The organism is Legionella saoudiensis (genome assembly GCF_001465875.1).
GTDB lineage: Bacteria > Pseudomonadota > Gammaproteobacteria > Legionellales > Legionellaceae > Legionella > Legionella saoudiensis.
Genome location: NZ_LN901318.1, coordinates 77,833 through 97,173, shown reverse-complemented (window position 1 = coordinate 97,173; position 19,341 = coordinate 77,833). Strand labels below are relative to the sequence as shown.

The window sequence follows — 19,341 nt, the reverse complement described above, 5'->3', positions numbered from 1 at the left end:
TCTTGTGTTTAAGGGAGATCTCTTAGAAATCTAACAAATGCTCTCATTTATCTAAACCAATAACTAAATACGATCTAATTTAATGATGATTGGAGGCTTGTTTGGAATCAGGAATTAAGTGTACGCGCCGCGTACACTTAAGAATCCCCCAGAACCTGAAGTGTTCTTGTGTTTAAGGGAGATCTATTTGTAATCTAACAATTGCTCTCATTTATCTAAACCAATAACTAAATACGATCTAATTTAATGATGATTAGAGGCTTGTTTGGAATCAGGAATTAAGTGTACGCGGCGCGTACACTTAATGTATTAACAAGCGTCCGAATCTATCTGCATTAAAGCGAAATTCACTCAGTTAAATAATATAAAATATGAACATTAATTTTTGAGCCACTAAAATTACAAAATAAAAAGGTAAAAAAATAGACTGACAGGCATTTAAAATAATATAACCTGTCAGGAATAAGTCACATGTGTATCGAACTTCTGTACTCTAAGGTACGTTCATCATCGTGTTCATTGATGTTGTTTAAGCCCGAGGTATCAAAAAATATTCGTTGATGATTATGTACGGGGATAGACTTTCTTGCTTCATGAACCTTGCTCAGATCCATGCTTCCATAAATAATGCCCGGCTCTATGCTTTCTTTCTTGGAAATTACATCACCCCATGGGCCTATAATGATGGAATTTCCATAAGTTGTTCTTCCATTAGAATGAAGCCCTCCTTGACATGAGCCTACAAAATAACAGAAGTTTTCTATTGCCCTACTTCTTGATAAAACCTCCCAGTGTGCTTTGCCTGTTTTTTCAGTAAATGCAGTTGGAAGTAAAATAATTTCAACACCTTCATTAAAGAAGCAGCGAAACATCTCAGGAAATCGAAGATCATAACAAACGGCCAGTCCAATTTTACCGAAGGGTGTATCTACAATACACAAACTATTTCCTGGTTCTGTGCTGTCTGACTCGCGATATACCTCATTTTCAGAAAGAGTTACATCAAATAAATGTATTTTGTCATAACGTGCTATACATTTTCCTGTGTCATCATATACCAACGATGCGGCTTTAATCTTTTGTTCTTCGTTGCATTCAATGGGAATTGTTCCACCAACTATCCAAACTTTATTGGCTTTAGCTTGTTCGGATAAAAAAGACTGGATTTTCCCTTCTCCAAAGGGTTCTTTTACATCTACTTTGGTAGTTACATTATCACCCATGATTGCAAACATCTCAGGGAGAACGACTAATTTAGCATTGTTCTTAGCTGCTTCAGTTATTAGCTGTTCAGCAAGACTTAAATTCTCATCGACTGAACTAGAAGAACACATTTGTATAGCGGCGAAAATAGGCATATATTCCTTATTAATTAGTTATTATAGATATCTATCCCTTCAGCTTTTTTTAGCCAGCGGCACAAAAATATGTTTGCAGGCGTTAGAATTGCTTCAAAAGATACTTTGTAAAAAAATGAAAATAATATGAATGGTAATATCTCTGTGGTAAAAGATAGTGTACCAAACCAAGCAATTGTTGTTCCGATCATCTGAAGAGAAGCTTCGCCAACCGTTGTTGCTATAATGAATCTTATGGGTAAATATTTGCCTTTGAATCGTGTTTTTAATTTAGATAAAATAAAATTATTAACAAGGATACCTGCGGATAAAGCTGCTAACAAAGCAACTAAATGTCTGGGTAAGGAGTTAAAAACTTCATTATATGAAGCAACAATGTTAGGAGTATTCGGTAGAGGAAAAAATGTCGTAATTTTTAAATAAAGTATGTAAGCCACAATAATTGGTACTGATAATAGGACAATACCGTTACTTTTATTGCATCCATATACTTCAGTAGTAATATCTTGAATGAAAAATGTAAAAGGTATAATCCACGTTCCTCCACTTAAAACTATATTATAATTAGTGAAAGGTATATGGAATGGCAGTAGCCGGGCAGAAACTGTAAGCGAAGTTAGAATCCCAAAAATATAGAGGTTGCTTAAAATATAGAAATACTTAAGGTTTTGATCTTCGTGTATAAGTTTATTTAATAATTGGTTATTCATTTCTGCCGTTGCCATTATATATTTTGGATAAGAGCCTCGCTGGTTTCGTAACCAACGGCCAAAGCTTGTAAACTATCTATTGAGTGAATTAGATATTGGTTTTTACATAAATCAGCGGATGAAACTTCTATCTGTTTATTAAAAAATTTGGATTTAAGAATTGTAATTTTAACATTATGCTCATTGTAATAAGCTCCGCTAACTTCTAAGATAGGTGAGTATTTTGTATTACAATTATAGTCTTTAGTCCTGTTCATGTTCTTTAATCCAAGACAGTTCTTGTCGATAATTCCGTTTCTTTCGTTGTTTGATAAAATACCAATTATGAAGGCATCGAAGGGATGAAGTTCTTTTAAATAAATTTTGTCATTTACTAATTCAAGGACGGGATATGATTCAGAAGTCCTTTTATTTCTAATCCTTATGACTACATAAGTACATTGCTTTTGTACACAATAATAATAGCCGTCAAGCTTTAGATAATATACTTTATCTCCATTGTGACAAGTTCCAAAATTACCGTATAAATTTTTTAGCTGGAAAAAGTAGCTAAAAATAAATCTAAAAAAATTCATTTAAATCCTTATATAAAACTTATAATTAATCTAAATTTAGTCTTGTTTGAATAACTGTACCTATGAGCTTATCGTCGGGCTGGAAGGTAATAGCTGGAAAAAGAGTATTAATGGCTTTTAAGAATTTGTAGTTACCATCAATCATCAATTGTCTAAAAACGACTTCGTTTGATTCTTTAATGTAAGCAATAACAAAGTCCCTATTTTTGGCCATTTTTTCAGTCGATATGATTAAAATGGTATTGATCTGAAATTGGGGCCACATGGATTCCCCTTTAACTCTTATACCAAATTTACCTTGGCAAGTAGAGTGGTCTATAACAACGAAATCGGAATGATTTGTAGGTGTTATATTAGAAAGTACTTTGCTCCATTCAAAAGCTTCGTCTAATTCAATTATGGGGATTAAGCTGTTTGTATTCAGAATTACATCTTGGCTATTGTCAAATAATGGTTGCTTACCAATTAATTGATCTACAGAAACTCTAAAATAAGCTGCGATGGCATTTAATGTAGAGGCTCTTGGGTCCGGCGTTCGTCCAGATACAAGTCGATTTATAGTAGCACGAGGTATCTGTATTTCTCTTGCTAACTCAGCTTCGCTGATACACGCCTTATCTAATAGGCAGGCTAGCACGGAATTAATATCTGTTAATGAAGAAGACATCTATCATCCTTTTAAAAAAAACTTGCAATTGTCTCATTAATGAGACAAGATACTCGTATTCGAGCAGGTAAACATGTTTATTAGATCTTTCTACACCAAAATGTAACAAATATTTTACACTTTGACAAGTAAGTTGTTTTATCGAGCATAGAATAATATGAAAATTAATGTAAGGAAATAAAATTGGAATCTGATATCAATTACGAAAAGGTTTATATAACACTCCGCCTATCAGCGAGCTCTAATAAGCTACTTTCTGAGTCAGCAATAAGGTCAAAACGTAAAAAAGTTCAAGAGGCGATATTAAGGTTGGAACACCATTTGAGTAATTACGTATCGGTTTCTGAATATGGTCCCATAGATAATCAATTGGTAGATGTGGAGTAAATAATGTTGGTTTTATCCAGAAAGGTGGGTGAGAGCATCATGATTACTGATGAAATATGTATCACAATCCTTAAAAATATTGATGGAAAAGTTGACGTTGGAATATCGGCTCCAAAGGAAATGGCTGTTAATAGATTAGAAATTTATAGGCAGATAAAGGAAAAAAAAAGACAAGAAAGAGATCAGATAAAACAAATTAAAAAACTAAATGGGTTAATTCGAACTTTAATATTTATATGTAAGGGAAAAAATGGAAGCTAAATCAGCTTTGGCATATTGTCAAAAGAAATATCTAAAATCACTTAATGGTCTAAATGTAAAGAAAGGAAAACAGATTAATGAATCATTTAAATTATTAGACCAGGAAATAAAAAATCTTGATCCAATTACCCAAATTAATTTGTATTCGGCAGCAACACAGCTATTAGATAGCTTAATAAATGAACCTAATGATTCGATAAATCCTCTAGATGTATTTCATATAAGATGCAAATCAATTCTAGGTCACAAATTTAATGCTTCTTATCAACTAGTGCTGGGTATTGCCGTTGTTGGAATTGCTTGTGCAACATTACTTACTGGCGGCGCTTTATGTCTTGGGTTAGGAATTCTTTCAGGGCTTTGGCAAACCCCCTTCGCATTTATGGCCTCTTTGTTGGCATTTGAGCTACCCGCCTTTGCTGCTACGGCTTTAACTTCTTCGATAAGCTTAGGGGTTGCCTTTGCTGCAGGATATTCCTTTTTTAAAGAACCTACTGTGGTTACTGCAATGAATCGTTGTGTTGAAGTTATTAAGGAAAGCTATTTGTATGACAACTCTGACACTATGGTTGAAGATGAATCGGTTCTTTCAATGCACCAATAAATAGTCATCATACCAATGTATGTTGATTGAGCAATCACTAATAATATAAAAAGGGTATAAGGATATTAAATGAATTTTCTTTATAAACATAGAACAACAACCGTCAAATCTATTCTCCTTGTGAGTGGAGCTGTAATGCTTATGAGTTGTGCTGCGACTCAAACAGTATTGGAGCATGGATCGTTACAGGTAAGTACGCGACTTAGCGATCCAATTTATTTGGAAGATGTTTCAACTAAACAAAAAACAGTTTTTATTTCAATAAAAAATACTACAGATGAAGACGTTAGCATTAGTTCTCCTTTAAAAACTGCGTTATCAGCGAAGGGTTATAAAGTAGTTTCATCTCCTGACAGTGCACATTATAAGGTACAAGCCACAGTCCTTCAGATAGGAAAGATGAAGTTATCTGCTAGTCAATCCGCATTAGATGGAGGAGTTGGGTCGGCGATAACGGGTGCTGTTGCAGGAACTGCCTTAGGTGCTTTATCTGGCAATACTTCGGGAATGATTGCTGGAGGAGTCGTGGGAGGAGTGGTAGGAGTAGCTGCTGATGCACTTATTAAGCCCGTAAACATCACAATGATTACGGATGTCCGAATAAGTGAGCGTGTAGGGAAAGGGGTGCAAGTAAAAGAACAATTCAAAGCAAATCTTGCTAGTGGAGCGTCGAGTAGCACGCAACAGACTTATTCCAAAACGAGCCAATTTCAGACGTACAGCACGCGGATCGTATCCAATGCGGATAAAGTGAATTTGAAATTTTCTGAGGCACGTCCTGCATTAGAGCAAGGATTGGTTAAAACAATTTCAGGAATGTTTTAAACCACGGACACTATCTGTCCGTAATTAAAAAGAAATAAATGAACTAAAAACGACCAGATATTGTGGTTGATGGGATTTTTTTACCTAAAAAAAGGAGACGAAGGAAAATGAAACAAAATTTATACAAAAAAGCAGCTCTGTTTTTAAGTTCAGTCGTGTTGTCAGGTGCTGTATTTTCAGCATCTGTAGATAAAGATGAATTGGCTAGCGAATGCAAATATCTAGGGGCTAGTTTAAGCCAATTAGCCAATGCCAACACAAAAGAGCATTGTTCTATTGATGTGGGTTATTCAGGAATCATGATGCAGCAAACAGCTACGTATATTAACGCGAATAAAATACAGTCCGCGCTAGATAACCTTGGCTTTGTGAATCGAACTTTGGAGCGTGTCCGTTCGCGTTACGAGGACTGCAGCTATTTTTCCTCGATGATGAAGCCTTACATTGAGAAAGCAAGCAATCTAGGTCGTGAATTGGAATCAATTTTTCGTGCATCAGTAAATGAATAAGGAACGAAACATGAACGCGGGTAAATCATTGATTAATTTTATGAACAAAGGGGCGCTTATGGTTCTTATGTTCATCATGTCACATAGTCTTTTTGCTAAAGACCTATTGGTTAATGCATTGGAAGGGGATGTGAAAGATACATTCTCCAGTGATGCGAAGTTTTGGGGGATCTTTATCTTAATCGACATTATTGCTGCTACAGCGCTTGCGGTTGCCGCGAGAAACCCCAAAGTATTTTTTGGTGTGTTCTTTATCGCATTTATCCCAGGAGCGCTCCTTAAAATCTTTGTGTTTCACTAAAGGGGCATGCGATGAATCCAATGCACCATCCGTTTTTGAATCATATTGATGCACCTAAGCGATACCTCACATTGACCCTAGATGAGTTGGTTGTGGCCGGTATTAGTCTGTTGCTTTTTACTTTTTTAAGTCAACGAATATTGGTGAGCATTCTAGGTTTTAGTCTTGTTAGTGGGCTACGAGCAATCAAAAAAGGACAGGGGCCTAAGGCCCTGCTTGTTTTGGCATATTGGTATTTACCCCATGCCATAACGCAGTTTTTCCTGCCTAGATTACCAAAGTCGTATTACCGCGTATGGGTTGCTTAAGGAGATTAATATGGATTATCGGGTGTATCAAAATAAACTGAGTCAGCTGTCTGCACGATTTAACTTAATGGTGTGTCTGGTCTTTGGGTTACTCATTGCTAATGTGGTTTTGTCCTTTCTGGTCTATATGGGGTGGAATCGACACAGTATTGAAATAACCCCATTTTATGGTAGTCCTGGATACATTAAGAGTGCTCAACATGTCGATGAGAATTATTTAAGTCTTATGACTAAGAATTTTGTTTATGCCCGCCTTAATGTGACACCAGAAACCGTGCATTCAAATCATGAGCAGCTTTTAGCGTTTGTTAATCCAAAACATTACGCTGATTTCGTTAAGACGTTGAATGCCGAATCGAAAATAATTAAAGCGCAAAAAATATCGTCAAATTTCTACATTACCCATATTTTTCCATCACCTCAAACCCTTACGGTCAAGGTAAAGGGACGTTTGGCGCGGTATGTGGGAATTAAACAAATAAGCGAAGAAGCCAGGGTCTACAAATTAGCATTTCGATATGCTCAAGGTCGCTTATCAATAGTCCAATTTGCAGTAGAAAAGGAAAACAAAAATGGTTAAAAAACTAAAGATTGCGCTTATTTTATTCTCTATGAATAGCTTTGCGCAGACAGCAGTTCCGGTTGCTAATAACGGGGAGATTAGCTTGTCTTTGAGTGCAAATAACTACAATAGAATTCTCATTAAAGATGATGAAATCTGGGATTTTGCATTCCCACCCGGCGCGTTAGGTATTCAACAAGACAAAGGGGACCATAGTGTGTATGTGCTCCCTGTAAGGGCTCCGGTCACTTTATTTATTACCACAAAACTAGGCCGCCACTATTCGCTTACAGTGAACACTGAGGATTCTTTAGGAAAAACCATTGAACTAATTCCTAAGGAACCCGTCCCTGTTCTTGCTAAAGAATCTCCGGTGAAAAAGCCTGAAAAAGTGCTTGAGGAAGAGGTGCCACAAGCAATTACTTCACTGCTGTCTCATATGGAACAGCATAAACCGTTTACTGATGTTGCCGTGAAGCGTCATTTTGGACGGGTGGAGCGGTGGAATCGTGGTCTTACCTTGCAAATAAACGAAACGTGGGAAGGAAAAGAGCTTTCGGGCGAAGCAATCACGCTTCGAAATGGAGGAAAACATCCGCTGCAGTTGGCGCAAGATTGGTTTGTAAAAGACGGCACTTTGGCTGTGAAATTTTCCAAATCAACAATTGCGCCTGGTGAATCAGCAACACTTTATCGTATCCAAGGGGTCGGACATGGCTAACTGGCAACTGAATAAATTAGTTAAAAAAGTCCAAATCCGCCGTCTTCTTCTAATTGGTGGCAGTTTGATTATGGGATTTTTCGTTGTATTTGCGTTGATGGCGGGTGGGCATGCAAAGAAGAAACCTCAAGCCCAAGAATCCGCCGATTTGACCGGTATTATTGAAGAATCATTTACCGAAGAGGTGGCTCAAAATGCGTTAACAGCTCAACAAACCGAAGTGGAGTTACTTAAAAAACAACTAAGTGAGTTAACACGCAACATAAAAAAAATGAATGAGGAACATCAGTTTGAACTAAAAACACAAAAAGACGAATTAAGTGCTCAATTAGCATCACTTGCTACTGCGAAACAGGAATCTGCAGAACGCCCAGAGGCTGAGTCGCAATTACCGAGCGAATTAAATCAGGCAAAAAATTCCGGGTTTTGGCACAGTGCGAATAGTTATGCCATGAATTCATTGAATCAGCTGGGTGAGGCCGTTCACTCGGATGCAGTACCTAAGATTCATGTGGTGTCATTTCGTCCTAAACCTAAGCGACACAGTAATCATTATAAAAATTACCTTAATCCCAAGCACTATGTTCCCTCAAATACATCCGTAAAGGCGGTTATTTTAGGTGGTGCGGATGCTGACTCTTCGGTGAATGGTCAGGCGAAAGAAAATGGAGCCATGATATTTAAGTTTATCGAAGATGCACGATTACCCAATGGTCAACGTGCGCGGCTACACGGATGTCGTGTCAGTAGTTTTACTTACGGAGATATTTCCAGCGAGCGTGCTATTCCTTCTCTTTATAATTTATCGTGTGCATATCCTGGACAGCCAATCATTGACAAACGGGTTACTGGCTGGGTTTTTTATAAAGGAAAAGTAGGAATTAAAGGCACTCCGGTGATGAAGGATGGCAAGGTCATGAAATGGGCTGGTTTAAGCGGAATCATTTCAGGAGTCACCTCTGCGGCACAATATGCGCAAAGTATGCAAAACATTAGTCCTATTGGGGCAACATCCATTATTCCTTCGGGAAATATTGTTCCTTATGCAGCATACGGAGGCGCATCCAAGTCAGGAGATATGTTGGCACAATACTACATCAAACGTGCAGAACAATACCATCCCATTATCCCTATTGGTGCCGGTAATGAAGTGACGGTGGTCTTTAAAGATGGTTTCTATTTAGAGCCTGATGAAGACAAACAAGAATATGCCAAAAAACAAGTTCATGAAGCACGAGAATTAGCACAAGAAGTGGTGCAAGAGGAGCATTCAAATCAAAACAACGAAATGAACTTCACGGTTCCTCCCCAGGTTTTAGGACGAATCGATGAGGTTAATGCGGCAAGTCGCATGGGTGCAGGAGAACGTCAATGAAAGTAATTAGGTCCAGTTTACTATTTCTGATGGGTTTAGGTTGTGTTGGATGCAGCTCAATAAGTACCAATACCGCATGTAAAGCCACGGCAACAGACAGTTGTTTGACCATTGAGCAGGTTGATGACATGACGCGTTTTGCAGATGAGGCCGTGCCTTATGTTCGAAAAAAATCGTACTCCACGAAATTTAAACATCACAGTCAAGTTGGGTATGGGCGTGTCGTTCAAAAGAGCAACGGAAGTTCATTATGGGTTTCAAAATCAGTTAAGGGGAAATCATGGAGCTAAAAATCATGAAGTTAAGGGATAAGGCGCGTGCTACCTTTCATCGCCTGAGTCATGCTTTAGGCGAAACGGAGGGAGTTAAGCCCGACTCTTTGGCAGACATTTATCATGCGAACGAATCATTAAATCTTGATTTGCCTTCGTTTTCAAAACTACTCCCCTACGAGTCAGTCGATGAGAATGGATTTTTTGTTAATCGCAACTCAATTGGGTTTGGACTCATGTTATTGCCTATGCCGGGCGCAGACGAAACCTTGATTAATTCATTGGCTTCCATGTTTAAAAATAAATTGACCTATGGAACCGATTGCACCTTCATGATGTACAAGCATCCTTGGTTGGCCGGTTCACTCCAAAATAACTTTGGGCCAATTCTTGAGCGTGGAGGTATTTATGCAGAACTTGCACGAATGAGCATTAAATATCATCTGAATGCCATACACAACGGATATAAAAACAATCGAAATATTCCTGCAGCCCTCGCGGATTATCAATGTATGATCTTTATTTCGCGGAAAAAAAGCCCTGGTGTAGAACATGAGTTGGTCCAATTACGTCATGATTTTGAGTCCGAACTTAAAGTAGCGAGTTTTTGTTTCTCTCGCTGTGATGCTCAGGATTTTCAAGTATTTTTACGTGCAGTCGTTTCTCCAAATTTTAATGAGTTCTCCTGGCCTGAAGTACATGATTCTTCGGATAGATTAAGTGACACAATCCCTCGACCTTCTACGGTATATAAAGGAGGAGCTAATGCAGTCAACGTTTCGGTGTCTGATGATGAGGGCGTGCTTCATAAATCACGGATCGTCAGTTGTGAAGTGGTTTCTTATCCCAAAAATTCCTTTCCGTTATGGCAAACCCCTGATTTATTTGCCAATGTGTTAAGACAAGAGCAAGGCATACCCTGCCCATTTTTATTGTCGTTCACCATTCGTGGGACCAGTCAGGAAAAAATGAAAGCGCGCGCTAAAAGTCGTGCTAGTTCTGCTGATGCGAATAACAATAAGGTGCAATCGTTTATTAATCCAGGGATAAGCGATGAGGCAAACGAGTGGGGATTTGTTCATGCGCAGGCCTCCAAAGGTGATCTGCATTTAATGCCCACGTTTTATAATTTAATTTTATTTACGGATGAAAAACACGAGCGTCAACATGTCGCAAAAGCCATTTCATGTTATCGAAGCTTAGACTTTACCCTAATTAGAAGCCCCTGCATCCAATGGTTGCGATTTTTAGCAAGCCTCCCTTTTATGTTAACGGAGGGGCTTTTTTCACCTATGGAGCTCCTAGGGAAAACGAAACTATTAAGTCACTACAATGCGGCCAATTTAGCCCCTGTTGTGGCTGACTTTAAGGGGTCAAATCAAGGCTTGTTATTGCCTACTATACGTAATCAACTCTTTTATTTAGACATATTTGATGACAGGGCTTTGCCTATAACGAACTACAATCGATTAACTGTTGCGAGCACGGGTTCAGGTAAGTCGTTTTTTGAACAGGCCCAAATTTTGGATGGCTTATCACGGGGGCAGCAAATTTATGTCATTGATTTAGGGGGATCTTACAAACACTTATGTGACTTGGTTGGTGGAACCTATATTAATGCGAAAACACTCACATTAAATCCATTTACTTTATTTGACTTTGATGGTGTTACCGAACTTGAAGATGAAACGGTCAATGATTACACCCAAATCCGTGATTTGTTAGCGATTATGGCTAATCCTCATGAGCCGATTAGCGAAGTACAGCGTGCGTGGTTATTAACGGCGGTATTGAAAAGTTGGGAGAAAGAGGGCCGTAAGACACGAATGGATGATGTGTTGAATGCACTTCGTGATTTGTTAGAACATCCTGATTCGAAAAACGATCAACGTCTTAAAGATTTGCTTATTTTATTGGACAAATATGGAAGCAATGGAATTTATGGCCATATTTTCAATAGTGATACCCCCTTACTCAATGGGTCTAACTTTGTCGTTTTGGAACTAGGTGATTTACAACGTGATCCTGAATTAATGAGCATTGTGATGTTTGTCATGATTGTCATTATTCAAGGCCAATTTTATAACTCCGATAGAAAACGACAAAAGCGGTGCATTATCGATGAAGCATGGCGATTTTTGGCCAATGGAACGAACCCTATTTGTGCCGCCTTTATTGAACAGGGATTTCGTACTGCTCGAAAACACATGGGTGGTTTCTCTGTCATTACGCAATTTCTTAAAGACACGGTAAGAACCGTTCAAGGAGCCGCCATTGCTGCCAGTGCAGATACTAAAATCATTATGCGACAAGGTGATTTTAAACGGTTCATAGCGGAACATCCTGATTATTTTTCCTCTTTGGAGTCCACATTAATTGATTCGTTTGGCGAAGCAAAAGTACAAGGTTTTTCTGATGTCATGCTGCAATTTGGTTCTGTGAGTAGTTTTCATCGTTATTTCTGCGATCCATTTTCTCGCATTTTGTTTTCTACCTCTGGGGAAGAATACAGTGATATTGAAGCGCTGATAAAACAGGGGGCTCCAATGGCTGCGGCAATTAAGGAAGTCGCGTACAAGTATTATGGGGCCGAACTATGCGCATAACATGGAAGTATGGTTTAGGCATGGGGTTGTTTGCCCTGGCTCTAGGCGTTGGAGGGGTATGGAACAGTAGACCCCAAGTGGTACTTTTTGATACGGACCAAGTCCAGGCTCAACTAATTCGTCAATTGGCATTGCATCAGGCCACCGAGGCACAAATCGCTAATGCATCTAAAAAATTGAAAAGGATATTACCCAAAGTCATTAATGAGTACGCAACCAAACATCATGTTCTTGTGATTGAAAAGCACCGTGTTTTAGGTGGTGGTGTGGATGTGACTTCTGAACTCATGCTGATGTTGAGCACGGCGATGAGGAGCTCGGTGTGAGACGGATTCTTTTAGTAGGGCTTCTCTTTCTTGAGTGTTCTGCACTCAATGCGCACTCATTAGGTGTTGCGGGTGCGGTATTTCCAATCAAAGAGAAGAGTTTCCTTAAACTCATTTATGAACGCTTAACTCAGTTAAGCACTCAAGGAGCAATTGAGAAACTCAATCAACAATGGCTACAAACGGCTGCAGAACATGCAAATCGTCCCAAGCCATTGAGTTTAACCCGTGTGAGGTATTCACGTCGTCATGAGTACACACCTGAGCTGACACTAACACAGGATATTAAAGACAGTACTGGAAGGATGCTGTATTCCAAAGGGACGCGAATCAATGCATTAGAGAAGCTTCCCTCCTATCAACCGTGTTGGTTATTTTTTAATGCAGATGATGAGGCTCAAATTCGTTGGGCCAAGAAAAAAGCATTAGGGTGTATTAACGCCAAATTCATTCTCACGGGTGGGGCCATTTCACAGGCCGAAAGAACGTTAAATGCGCCGATTTTTTTTGATCAAGAGGGCCGCATCACTCGAAAGTTACATATTGCTGGTGTTCCCGCGCGAGTGAGCCGATTGAATCATCATTTGGTTATTAATGAGGTCGCAATCAAGGAGAGCGGTGATGAGAATTAAGGGTGTTTTGATTGTTTTGGGGATGTTGTTCTCTTTCCAAATATCCAGTGCTCCATGTAAGGGACATTTTGTAAATCCCATTAAAGATGTGTGTTGGCGCTGTTTGTTTCCGCTTTCGATTGGCAATACCAAAATTGTTCACTCCTCTTTAGAAGATACTGACAATGCCAAATTACCTGTAGGCATGTGCCCAACGAACATCGGGATGAGGGTAGGGCTAAATATTGGGTATTGGGAGCCCATGGCATTAACGGATGTTACGGATACGCCTTATTGCTTGGTTAATTTAGGAGGAACCAAGCTCAATATCGGTCTTAAGTCGGCTCAAGGGGGCAGGCATGTTGTCGGAATGGGGCAGCAACATGCGTTTTTTCATGTGCATTGGTACAAGTATCCCTTAATTTATTGGCTTAATTTAATTACCTCTGTGGGGTGTTTGCAAGGAGGAGGTTTTGACATCGCGTATTTAACCGAACTTGATCCCACATGGATGGACTCAGAAATGAGTTTTGTACTAAGTCCTGAATCCATTTTGTTCGGTAATCCCATGACGCAAGCATCCTGTGCGGCAGACAGTTTATCCTCTACGGTGCGCAAAATGCCAATGGATAAACTGTTTTGGTGTGCTGGAAGCCAAGGAACTCATTACCCATTAACTGGCCATGTGAATGCGCCAGTATCCCCTGTACAAACCGCATTATTACTGACTGAGCGTATGAATTATAAGATGCATCGTGAGTTTCTTCTTTCAGATTCCAGTCCTGAGTCAGGGGCCATTTGTAAAGAGCAATATTACCCAGTGACCCCAAAATCACGATACCGCTATGAGTTGGTTAATCAAGTCGCTGATGGAACACATTGTTACCCAACTGGGTACAGCACTCTTGCTTGGGAGGCGGGGAAAATCAGAGCGGATAAACCGTCTCAATATGGGTTTTTAGTTTGGCGAAAGCGTAATTGCACCTTTTTATAAAATGGAGTGAGAAATGAATCTTAAGTTATTAAGAAATTCGGTTTTGATTGGATTATTAGGATGCTATTTCGTATTAATCTGTGTTCACACGGGTAGTATCCTCTCAATAATAACGTCAGACGATGTTGCAGCCCTTTGTGAGCCTAGCAAATTGATCCAGTTTTTTTTATTTTTATGTTGGTGTTCCGGGCTCTTCTTGTTTGGCTCTTCGTTATTTCGAACGTTCTATGCGGTCAAATATTATTGGGAATGGCGTTGTTACCATGATTTATTGCATGTGATTCGTTATTCCACGCTGAATTTTTGCCTATTTGTTTTTCCAGACTTAATTTTACGTTACGGATCAGCCGCCCATAAAATTGTTCCCAATAGCTCCTTGTGTTTGATCATTGCCGTGATTGGCGTTTTCTTAGCTTGGAATCGTTACTGCGGACTGGATTATGAGGAGATAACAGCATGCGCCTAATCATCGGTTTATTTATGCAGTTTATTGTGTCCGTAACCTGCTTGGCACATACCTTTTCAGTGTATGTGAGCTTTTCGATGCCCAAGCAATTATTAATTGAAACACTACAAGAGAGTGTGCAGTTAAATATACCGGTCTACTTAAATGGATTACATCAGGATTCTATGGAGAAAACGGTTCGTAAAATTATGAGCTTAACTCAACGTGTCCCTAACCTTAATTTGCAAATCGATCCCACGGCATTTGAACGTTATTCCATCACGTCAGTGCCCGCGTTAGTCGTTGATAATGGGAAAAAATTCGATGTGATTTATGGGAATTTGTCCTTAGCCAAGGGATTGGAGCGAATTGCACTGCAAGGCGTGAGTGGCTTGAGCTTAAAACAATTACGAGGTCGTGATGAACGCTAAACGATTTCTTTTAATTGGGTTGTTGAGTGGTTGTGCTTTGGCTGCAAATAAAAATGATGCGCTAACGGCTCGCGAGCGTGCTATGAATGCACTGAAAGGATTAAATCCTTCAGCGATTTTACCCGGTTTTACTGAGAGTCCTAAAGAACAAACATTAAAGGCCAAGGAATTAAAACGTTCAGGGATTAATGCATTAAGTTCGAATGCTACCGGTCAGGATATTTATCGTAATGCAGGAAGGCATGCGTCTCGATTATCGGCCAATAGTCCTGAAGTTCGTTATGCGGAACAGCTATTAGATAATCCCCAAGAGGTACTTAATGGCGCATGTTATACCCAAAAGGCGGAGTGTACTGAAAAACGCTCGGATCATACGTGTTTCGAATCAATTGCCTATAAGGGGTTAACCTGTGCAGAAGAATTGAAGGTTTCAGTCCAACCGATTAGCCAAACAGTGACCCGAACAATCAAAGTATCTCCTTTTGGTTTAGAAACTACAGTTGATCTAAGTCGCTGTGCTAAGGGGGAATGGCGTTGTTCTGACGCGCATTTAATTAAGTTTTTAGAACGATGTGAAGGGGTGGATATTTCTGTTACTACAAACAACAGAACGAGAAACATTACAAAAACCCCTACCTGTACAGATCCCACGTTCAAAATAAAACGTTCTCATTGGGAGCGTGAACTCAAATTAACCATTACGCTCACGCAAAAAATTACAGATGACGAGTGGATGCATCGCGATTGCGATAGAGTCCAAACTCAAACTAACCAAGGGCAGTGCTTCATTAAAGAAGCCAATAAATGTTTGGATGCAAACCAAGCACGCTGGATTAATGGGGTTCTCGTCACACGTCCCTGCTGGAAGCAAGAATATAACTACCAATGCATGTACATCACCAGGAGTGGATGTACGGGTTTGATGAATCAAGGATGTTCTCAAGTGGGTTCGCAATGTAGTGCACACCAACAGAATCAATGTACCCAATATGAGCAAACCTTTCGGTGCATGGAACAACAATGCCTTCCTGAAAAAACGGTTTGTCCAGGAACGGTGGGCTGTGCCGATGGCCAGTGTGATGAGTCACAAATAGAAGAAAGCACCGATGCCGGAGAGGGAATTTCTCGTCTAGGTGTTTTATTTGGTGCTGCAGGCGATGTAGCCGCCAATCAAATTCATAGCGGTGTTACTGCAATATTTAAAGGACATAACTCAACCTGTAGAAAGGTATTTGCAAACATGCGTAATTGTTGCGGCAGCAGTTATCAGATGACGCATTGCAGTGATGATGAAAAACGTCTTGCTAAAGCCAAAGAGGAAGGACGTGCATTTAAGGTGGGTGAGTATTGTGCTCAGCGAATGATGGGATGTGTGGAGACGAAAGAATCATGGTGTGTTTTTCCGAATGCTCTTGCGGCCATTATTCAAATTCAAGGACGTTACAGCCAGTTGGGAATCAGTTTTGGCCGGGCCAAAGATGACGACAATGAGGCGAATTGTCGGGGGGTATCTCCTGAAGAATTAGAACGCATTAATTTTTCTGCACTGGATATGTCGCTCATTGAAAAAGAATTTGTCGACCGAATGACTCCTCCGAATAATGGGCAAATTAGCCAGGTGAATCAGTCTCGCATTCAACACTTGAGTGCACAGGGGAAGGCTCATGACTAAAATGTTATTTATTATCTTAATGGTGTGTAGCTCTTGGTGTTTTGCTGAAGAGGAGCCTGTGGGTTTTCTTTGGTACAACATAAAAAAAGAAAAATCGCTCCAAGCGAAAAAAAGAGCCCCAGAAGTTAAAAAAGGTGTTCCCTTTAACCAGCTTAGTTTCACTCAGCGGGATGCGGTACTCAGGTTCTACACCATGGAAGCCTTGCATAAAGCACGCCATACAAAACGTGTAGAGGATATGCGCGTGTTTTTAAGCTTACAGCATTATTGGTTGGAAGAATCTTCCCGATTTAAACAACTCTTTCAACAAACGATGCTGGCTTATCCCGAATACGATTATACCGTAACCCATCCTACTTCAAATATTGGAGCCAAAATAACGGATGAGTTTCGTGATAAAGCACGAACACATTTGATTTCTAAAATGGCACAAACCCATGGGGTGTTATTTTTTTATCGCGGTAAAAGTCCATACGACATCAAGCAAATTCCCATTATTTCTGATTTTTGTAAGCGATTTAATTTAGCGCTGATGCCAGTGAGTGTGGATGGGGTGATTGCACCCGAACTACCGGGTTCACGGGTGGATGTTGGGCAAGCCAATCAGATGAAGGTGCGTTATTTCCCTGCTATTTTGTTGGTTAATCCAAACAGCAAGAAGACTGCTCCGCTGGCTTTTGGATTAACCACGCAGGATGTATTAATGGAACGATTTGAACAGGTGGCAACCCAATTTAAAGGAGGTAGTGTATGAGCTCGGTTCGACTGTTAGGAATTGTATTGATGTTTTATTCATTGGGTGCTTCGAGTCAGGCGGCATGGTTATCTGATTTAATTTCTGAAAAGGAGCGTCCACAAGTTGAACGTCGGGGCATTCAACCTATTCAATCACCAGAAGATGGGTTTTATAAAAACCATGGATTTATCTTATTCTACGGCAGTCAGTGTCCTCACTGCAGACAGTTTGCCCCGATTTTAAAACAATGGGCAAGCCAACATCATGTGCGTATCTTGCCTTTGTCATTAGACAATCAGCCCTTGGCTGAGTTTCCCCAATTTATTCCGGCAACTACCGAATGGATTAATGCGGCATTTCAAGGAAATCCGATTAATTACCCCGCTCTTTTTATGGTAAATCCTGATACCAAACAACTCTTTCCCGTGGCATTTGGGGCTATGAGTTATGTGGAGCTTGATACGAGGATGGAACAACTGATACCTCTAATTAAGGCTCATGAGCATCAAGGCGGTGCCTTATGAGCGCACTTTTATTATTACTTATAAGCTTGGCCTCTAATCCGCCAGAGGATAGGAGCCGGGAGCACTTTTTTGATGATATTCAATTTAAAGGTGCAGTTCCGAGCAATGGGTTTGCTGAGCGAATTGCTGATGAAGCTTGGCCTAAATCACGTGAACTTTCTTCGCATCCAGAATCTAAGCCGAAGAGGAGGGGAATATGAAGCGATTGATGGCCAGTTTCTTGTTAATGGGTTCAAGCGCACTTCATGCCAATGTTGGCTCTGATTTGGATGCTTTTTTTAATGGGATGGGGTATGCCTCCAACGTGACCTCACCAGCTGCTTATGAGTCGCAGGCTGCAGGTTTTTTTGGTGGAGGCTCTTTATATGCTCGCAATCAAATAAGGCAATATCAATTGATTCAGTTGGATTTACCCAGCTACCGAGCGGGATGTGGGGGGATTGATTTATTTACCGGCAGCATGAGTTTTTTAAGCAGTCAAAAGTTGGTGGATTTGGGTAAATCCGTGATGACCAATGCGGGAGCCTATGCTGTGGATGTGATGTTGGCCTCAACAGTACCCGAACTCAAACAAGTTCGAGACTTTTTACAACAGTTAGAGCAAATGGCCAATCATTCAAGCATTAACTCCTGCCAGCTTGCTGAAAATCTAGTGGGTGGAATGTGGCCCAAAACAGCGGCAAGCCAACAAAAGGTGTGTAAAGACCAAGCGGCTATGGGCAAAGAAGGGTTGTACAGTGATTATGTTCAAGCGCGAATGGCGTGTTCGGGTAGAGGTTTTGATTCGGTTATGGATAAAGCATCTAAAGATGAAGAGCGTAAGAAGCAGGTTGTACTTAACAAAAATTTAGTTTGGTCCATTTTACAATCCAAGTCATTTCTCAATACCGATTCAGAACTTGCAGAAATGGTGATGAGTTTAACAGGGACGCTCATCATCGATAGGCAAGGTAAGGTGACGAATGTGCCTTCATTGGCTGGAAATGCAGATTTGATTAATGCGTTAATAGGAACTCAAGCCGGTGTTCATACTGCAAAAATTTGGCGTTGTACTGACTCTGGAAGTGCCAGTCAATGCATGACGGTCAAATTATCAGACGTAACCATTCCTGAAAAATCAACATTAACTTATAAAATTCGAGAAATGATCAACAGTCTTCGTAACAAGCTAGTGTCTGATCAAGCACCGGAAGCTCAGGATAAAAGTTTTTTGAGTATGATTTCTTTACCGGTAATGAAGTTTTTGCAGGTTCTTTTAAGTACCCAATATGCGAGTGCCGCGGTTGATGTAGAAGAATATTCAATGTTGATTGCTCAAGATCTACTGACTCACTATTTAACCGAGTTGCTTACGGAAGTGGATAATGCAACATCCGGCTCTGAGCTGAATGAGGATTTAATCAAACAAGTTCAAAAAAGAGTACGTGAGGCACAAGTTAAGGTTGCATCAATCGAGCCGCAAATTGGCAAAAAACTTCAAGAGAAACTTGCGTTAATCGAGCGCGTTGCACGCGTTGAAAAGCAAGTTGCATCGAATATGAATAGCGTGGGGGCTTAAAAT

Annotated in this window: 26 protein-coding genes; 22 read left to right on the top strand and 4 right to left on the bottom strand. The window is 40.0% G+C overall.

Annotation, left to right across the window (positions count from 1 at the left end):
• Positions 1 to 467: 467 nt before the first annotated feature.
• From BN3124_RS00560 to BN3124_RS00545, 4 genes are read right to left on the bottom strand one after another with little or no spacing between them, the layout of a single operon-like run.
• Positions 468 to 1,358, bottom strand: a complete 891-nt coding sequence (locus BN3124_RS00560; protein WP_078061431.1) for a carbon-nitrogen hydrolase family protein — start codon at positions 1,356 to 1,358, stop codon at positions 468 to 470.
• A 14-nt stretch (positions 1,359 to 1,372) separates the two neighbouring features.
• The gene (locus BN3124_RS00555; protein ID WP_196398882.1) at positions 1,373 to 2,068 is read right to left on the bottom strand and encodes a queuosine precursor transporter; all 696 of its coding nucleotides are present in this window, start codon (positions 2,066 to 2,068) and stop codon (positions 1,373 to 1,375) included.
• Between the two features lie 14 nt (positions 2,069 to 2,082).
• Complete coding sequence (locus tag BN3124_RS00550) at positions 2,083 to 2,643, bottom strand: hypothetical protein (protein ID WP_058532932.1); 561 nt, start codon at positions 2,641 to 2,643, stop codon at positions 2,083 to 2,085.
• 25 nt (positions 2,644 to 2,668) lie between these two features.
• Positions 2,669 to 3,310, bottom strand: coding sequence for a helix-turn-helix domain-containing protein (locus tag BN3124_RS00545; RefSeq protein ID WP_058532931.1), 642 nt, complete (start codon positions 3,308 to 3,310; stop codon positions 2,669 to 2,671).
• Between the two features lie 183 nt (positions 3,311 to 3,493).
• On the opposite strand from BN3124_RS00545, the gene BN3124_RS16580 reads away from it, so the two are divergent.
• The 22 genes from BN3124_RS16580 (at position 3,494) to BN3124_RS00440 (ending at position 19,338) form a co-directional block, all read left to right on the top strand.
• A complete protein-coding gene (locus BN3124_RS16580; RefSeq protein ID WP_078061430.1) occupies positions 3,494 to 3,697 on the top strand; it encodes a TraY domain-containing protein in 204 nt (67 codons plus the stop codon).
• A gap of 3 nt (positions 3,698 to 3,700) precedes the next feature.
• On the top strand, positions 3,701 to 3,958 hold the full coding sequence (locus tag BN3124_RS00540) for a carbon storage regulator (RefSeq protein WP_078061429.1): 258 nt from the start codon (positions 3,701 to 3,703) through the stop codon (positions 3,956 to 3,958).
• Positions 3,948 to 4,562: a hypothetical protein gene (locus tag BN3124_RS00535; RefSeq protein WP_058532930.1), complete on the top strand. Its 615-nt coding sequence runs from the start codon at positions 3,948 to 3,950 to the stop codon at positions 4,560 to 4,562. The genes BN3124_RS00540 and BN3124_RS00535 overlap by 11 nt, the downstream gene beginning before the upstream one ends.
• A gap of 69 nt (positions 4,563 to 4,631) precedes the next feature.
• The gene (locus BN3124_RS00530; RefSeq protein ID WP_078061428.1) at positions 4,632 to 5,387 is read left to right on the top strand and encodes a complement resistance protein TraT; all 756 of its coding nucleotides are present in this window, start codon (positions 4,632 to 4,634) and stop codon (positions 5,385 to 5,387) included.
• A 107-nt stretch (positions 5,388 to 5,494) separates the two neighbouring features.
• Positions 5,495 to 5,896: a hypothetical protein gene (locus BN3124_RS00525; RefSeq protein ID WP_058532929.1), complete on the top strand. Its 402-nt coding sequence runs from the start codon at positions 5,495 to 5,497 to the stop codon at positions 5,894 to 5,896.
• Positions 5,897 to 5,906: 10 nt separating this feature from the next.
• The gene (locus tag BN3124_RS00520) at positions 5,907 to 6,197 is read left to right on the top strand and encodes a hypothetical protein (RefSeq protein WP_058532928.1); all 291 of its coding nucleotides are present in this window, start codon (positions 5,907 to 5,909) and stop codon (positions 6,195 to 6,197) included.
• A gap of 11 nt (positions 6,198 to 6,208) precedes the next feature.
• Positions 6,209 to 6,505 carry a type IV conjugative transfer system protein TraL gene (gene traL, locus BN3124_RS00515; RefSeq protein WP_058532927.1) on the top strand — a complete coding sequence of 99 codons (297 nt, stop codon included), beginning with the start codon at positions 6,209 to 6,211 and terminating at the stop codon, positions 6,503 to 6,505.
• Positions 6,506 to 6,515: 10 nt separating this feature from the next.
• Complete coding sequence (gene traE, locus BN3124_RS00510; RefSeq protein WP_058532926.1) at positions 6,516 to 7,085, top strand: type IV conjugative transfer system protein TraE; 570 nt, start codon at positions 6,516 to 6,518, stop codon at positions 7,083 to 7,085.
• Positions 7,078 to 7,788, top strand: coding sequence for a type-F conjugative transfer system secretin TraK (gene traK / locus BN3124_RS00505; RefSeq protein WP_058532925.1), 711 nt, complete (start codon positions 7,078 to 7,080; stop codon positions 7,786 to 7,788). Before traE ends, traK begins: the two co-directional genes overlap by 8 nt.
• Positions 7,781 to 9,163, top strand: coding sequence for a TrbI/VirB10 family protein (locus tag BN3124_RS00500; RefSeq protein ID WP_058532924.1), 1,383 nt, complete (start codon positions 7,781 to 7,783; stop codon positions 9,161 to 9,163). Before traK ends, BN3124_RS00500 begins: the two co-directional genes overlap by 8 nt.
• Positions 9,160 to 9,453 carry a hypothetical protein gene (locus tag BN3124_RS00495; protein WP_058532923.1) on the top strand — a complete coding sequence of 98 codons (294 nt, stop codon included), beginning with the start codon at positions 9,160 to 9,162 and terminating at the stop codon, positions 9,451 to 9,453. The genes BN3124_RS00500 and BN3124_RS00495 overlap by 4 nt, the downstream gene beginning before the upstream one ends.
• Complete coding sequence (gene traC / locus BN3124_RS00490) at positions 9,444 to 12,041, top strand: type IV secretion system protein TraC (RefSeq protein WP_058532922.1); 2,598 nt, start codon at positions 9,444 to 9,446, stop codon at positions 12,039 to 12,041. Before BN3124_RS00495 ends, traC begins: the two co-directional genes overlap by 10 nt.
• The gene (locus BN3124_RS00485) at positions 12,032 to 12,367 is read left to right on the top strand and encodes a TrbI F-type domain-containing protein (RefSeq protein WP_058532921.1); all 336 of its coding nucleotides are present in this window, start codon (positions 12,032 to 12,034) and stop codon (positions 12,365 to 12,367) included. Before traC ends, BN3124_RS00485 begins: the two co-directional genes overlap by 10 nt.
• Positions 12,364 to 12,999: a type-F conjugative transfer system protein TraW gene (gene traW / locus BN3124_RS00480; RefSeq protein ID WP_058532920.1), complete on the top strand. Its 636-nt coding sequence runs from the start codon at positions 12,364 to 12,366 to the stop codon at positions 12,997 to 12,999. Before BN3124_RS00485 ends, traW begins: the two co-directional genes overlap by 4 nt.
• 22 nt (positions 13,000 to 13,021) lie before the next feature.
• Positions 13,022 to 13,972: a conjugal transfer pilus assembly protein TraU gene (gene traU, locus BN3124_RS00475; RefSeq protein WP_407927372.1), complete on the top strand. Its 951-nt coding sequence runs from the start codon at positions 13,022 to 13,024 to the stop codon at positions 13,970 to 13,972.
• A gap of 13 nt (positions 13,973 to 13,985) precedes the next feature.
• Positions 13,986 to 14,438, top strand: a complete 453-nt coding sequence (locus tag BN3124_RS00470; RefSeq protein WP_058532918.1) for a hypothetical protein — start codon at positions 13,986 to 13,988, stop codon at positions 14,436 to 14,438.
• Positions 14,429 to 14,848 (top strand): type-F conjugative transfer system pilin assembly protein TrbC, encoded by a 420-nt coding sequence (trbC, locus tag BN3124_RS00465; RefSeq protein WP_058532917.1) that lies wholly within the window; start codon positions 14,429 to 14,431, stop codon positions 14,846 to 14,848. Before BN3124_RS00470 ends, trbC begins: the two co-directional genes overlap by 10 nt.
• On the top strand, positions 14,838 to 16,520 hold the full coding sequence (gene traN / locus BN3124_RS00460) for a conjugal transfer protein TraN (RefSeq protein ID WP_058532916.1): 1,683 nt from the start codon (positions 14,838 to 14,840) through the stop codon (positions 16,518 to 16,520). The genes trbC and traN overlap by 11 nt, the downstream gene beginning before the upstream one ends.
• Positions 16,513 to 17,274, top strand: coding sequence for a type-F conjugative transfer system pilin assembly protein TraF (gene traF, locus BN3124_RS00455; RefSeq protein WP_058532915.1), 762 nt, complete (start codon positions 16,513 to 16,515; stop codon positions 17,272 to 17,274). Before traN ends, traF begins: the two co-directional genes overlap by 8 nt.
• Positions 17,271 to 17,780, top strand: coding sequence for a type-F conjugative transfer system pilin assembly thiol-disulfide isomerase TrbB (gene trbB / locus BN3124_RS00450; protein WP_058532914.1), 510 nt, complete (start codon positions 17,271 to 17,273; stop codon positions 17,778 to 17,780). The genes traF and trbB overlap by 4 nt, the downstream gene beginning before the upstream one ends.
• Positions 17,777 to 17,980, top strand: coding sequence for a hypothetical protein (locus tag BN3124_RS00445; protein ID WP_058532913.1), 204 nt, complete (start codon positions 17,777 to 17,779; stop codon positions 17,978 to 17,980). Before trbB ends, BN3124_RS00445 begins: the two co-directional genes overlap by 4 nt.
• Positions 17,977 to 19,338 (top strand): conjugal transfer protein TraH, encoded by a 1,362-nt coding sequence (locus tag BN3124_RS00440; RefSeq protein ID WP_058532912.1) that lies wholly within the window; start codon positions 17,977 to 17,979, stop codon positions 19,336 to 19,338. Before BN3124_RS00445 ends, BN3124_RS00440 begins: the two co-directional genes overlap by 4 nt.
• Positions 19,339 to 19,341: the final 3 nt, after the last annotated feature.

Excerpts from the sequence above, each read along its gene's own strand:
- BN3124_RS00560 (WP_078061431.1), bottom strand. The coding sequence starts at position 1,358 with ATGCCTATTTTCGCCGCTATACAAATGTGTTCTTCTAGTTCAGTCGAT.
- BN3124_RS00555 (WP_196398882.1), bottom strand. The coding sequence starts at position 2,068 with ATGAATAACCAATTATTAAATAAACTTATACACGAAGATCAAAACCTT.
- BN3124_RS00550 (WP_058532932.1), bottom strand. The coding sequence starts at position 2,643 with ATGAATTTTTTTAGATTTATTTTTAGCTACTTTTTCCAGCTAAAAAAT.
- BN3124_RS00545 (WP_058532931.1), bottom strand. The coding sequence starts at position 3,310 with ATGTCTTCTTCATTAACAGATATTAATTCCGTGCTAGCCTGCCTATTA.
- BN3124_RS00540 (WP_078061429.1), top strand. The coding sequence starts at position 3,701 with ATGTTGGTTTTATCCAGAAAGGTGGGTGAGAGCATCATGATTACTGAT.
- BN3124_RS00535 (WP_058532930.1), top strand. The coding sequence starts at position 3,948 with ATGGAAGCTAAATCAGCTTTGGCATATTGTCAAAAGAAATATCTAAAA.
- BN3124_RS00530 (WP_078061428.1), top strand. The coding sequence starts at position 4,632 with ATGAATTTTCTTTATAAACATAGAACAACAACCGTCAAATCTATTCTC.
- BN3124_RS00525 (WP_058532929.1), top strand. The coding sequence starts at position 5,495 with ATGAAACAAAATTTATACAAAAAAGCAGCTCTGTTTTTAAGTTCAGTC.
- BN3124_RS00520 (WP_058532928.1), top strand. The coding sequence starts at position 5,907 with ATGAACGCGGGTAAATCATTGATTAATTTTATGAACAAAGGGGCGCTT.
- traL (WP_058532927.1), top strand. The coding sequence starts at position 6,209 with ATGAATCCAATGCACCATCCGTTTTTGAATCATATTGATGCACCTAAG.
- traE (WP_058532926.1), top strand. The coding sequence starts at position 6,516 with ATGGATTATCGGGTGTATCAAAATAAACTGAGTCAGCTGTCTGCACGA.
- traK (WP_058532925.1), top strand. The coding sequence starts at position 7,078 with ATGGTTAAAAAACTAAAGATTGCGCTTATTTTATTCTCTATGAATAGC.
- BN3124_RS00500 (WP_058532924.1), top strand. The coding sequence starts at position 7,781 with ATGGCTAACTGGCAACTGAATAAATTAGTTAAAAAAGTCCAAATCCGC.
- BN3124_RS00495 (WP_058532923.1), top strand. The coding sequence starts at position 9,160 with ATGAAAGTAATTAGGTCCAGTTTACTATTTCTGATGGGTTTAGGTTGT.
- traC (WP_058532922.1), top strand. The coding sequence starts at position 9,444 with ATGGAGCTAAAAATCATGAAGTTAAGGGATAAGGCGCGTGCTACCTTT.
- BN3124_RS00485 (WP_058532921.1), top strand. The coding sequence starts at position 12,032 with ATGCGCATAACATGGAAGTATGGTTTAGGCATGGGGTTGTTTGCCCTG.
- traU (WP_407927372.1), top strand. The coding sequence starts at position 13,022 with ATGTTGTTCTCTTTCCAAATATCCAGTGCTCCATGTAAGGGACATTTT.
- BN3124_RS00470 (WP_058532918.1), top strand. The coding sequence starts at position 13,986 with ATGAATCTTAAGTTATTAAGAAATTCGGTTTTGATTGGATTATTAGGA.
- trbC (WP_058532917.1), top strand. The coding sequence starts at position 14,429 with ATGCGCCTAATCATCGGTTTATTTATGCAGTTTATTGTGTCCGTAACC.
- traN (WP_058532916.1), top strand. The coding sequence starts at position 14,838 with ATGAACGCTAAACGATTTCTTTTAATTGGGTTGTTGAGTGGTTGTGCT.
- traF (WP_058532915.1), top strand. The coding sequence starts at position 16,513 with ATGACTAAAATGTTATTTATTATCTTAATGGTGTGTAGCTCTTGGTGT.
- trbB (WP_058532914.1), top strand. The coding sequence starts at position 17,271 with ATGAGCTCGGTTCGACTGTTAGGAATTGTATTGATGTTTTATTCATTG.
- BN3124_RS00445 (WP_058532913.1), top strand. The coding sequence starts at position 17,777 with ATGAGCGCACTTTTATTATTACTTATAAGCTTGGCCTCTAATCCGCCA.
- BN3124_RS00440 (WP_058532912.1), top strand. The coding sequence starts at position 17,977 with ATGAAGCGATTGATGGCCAGTTTCTTGTTAATGGGTTCAAGCGCACTT.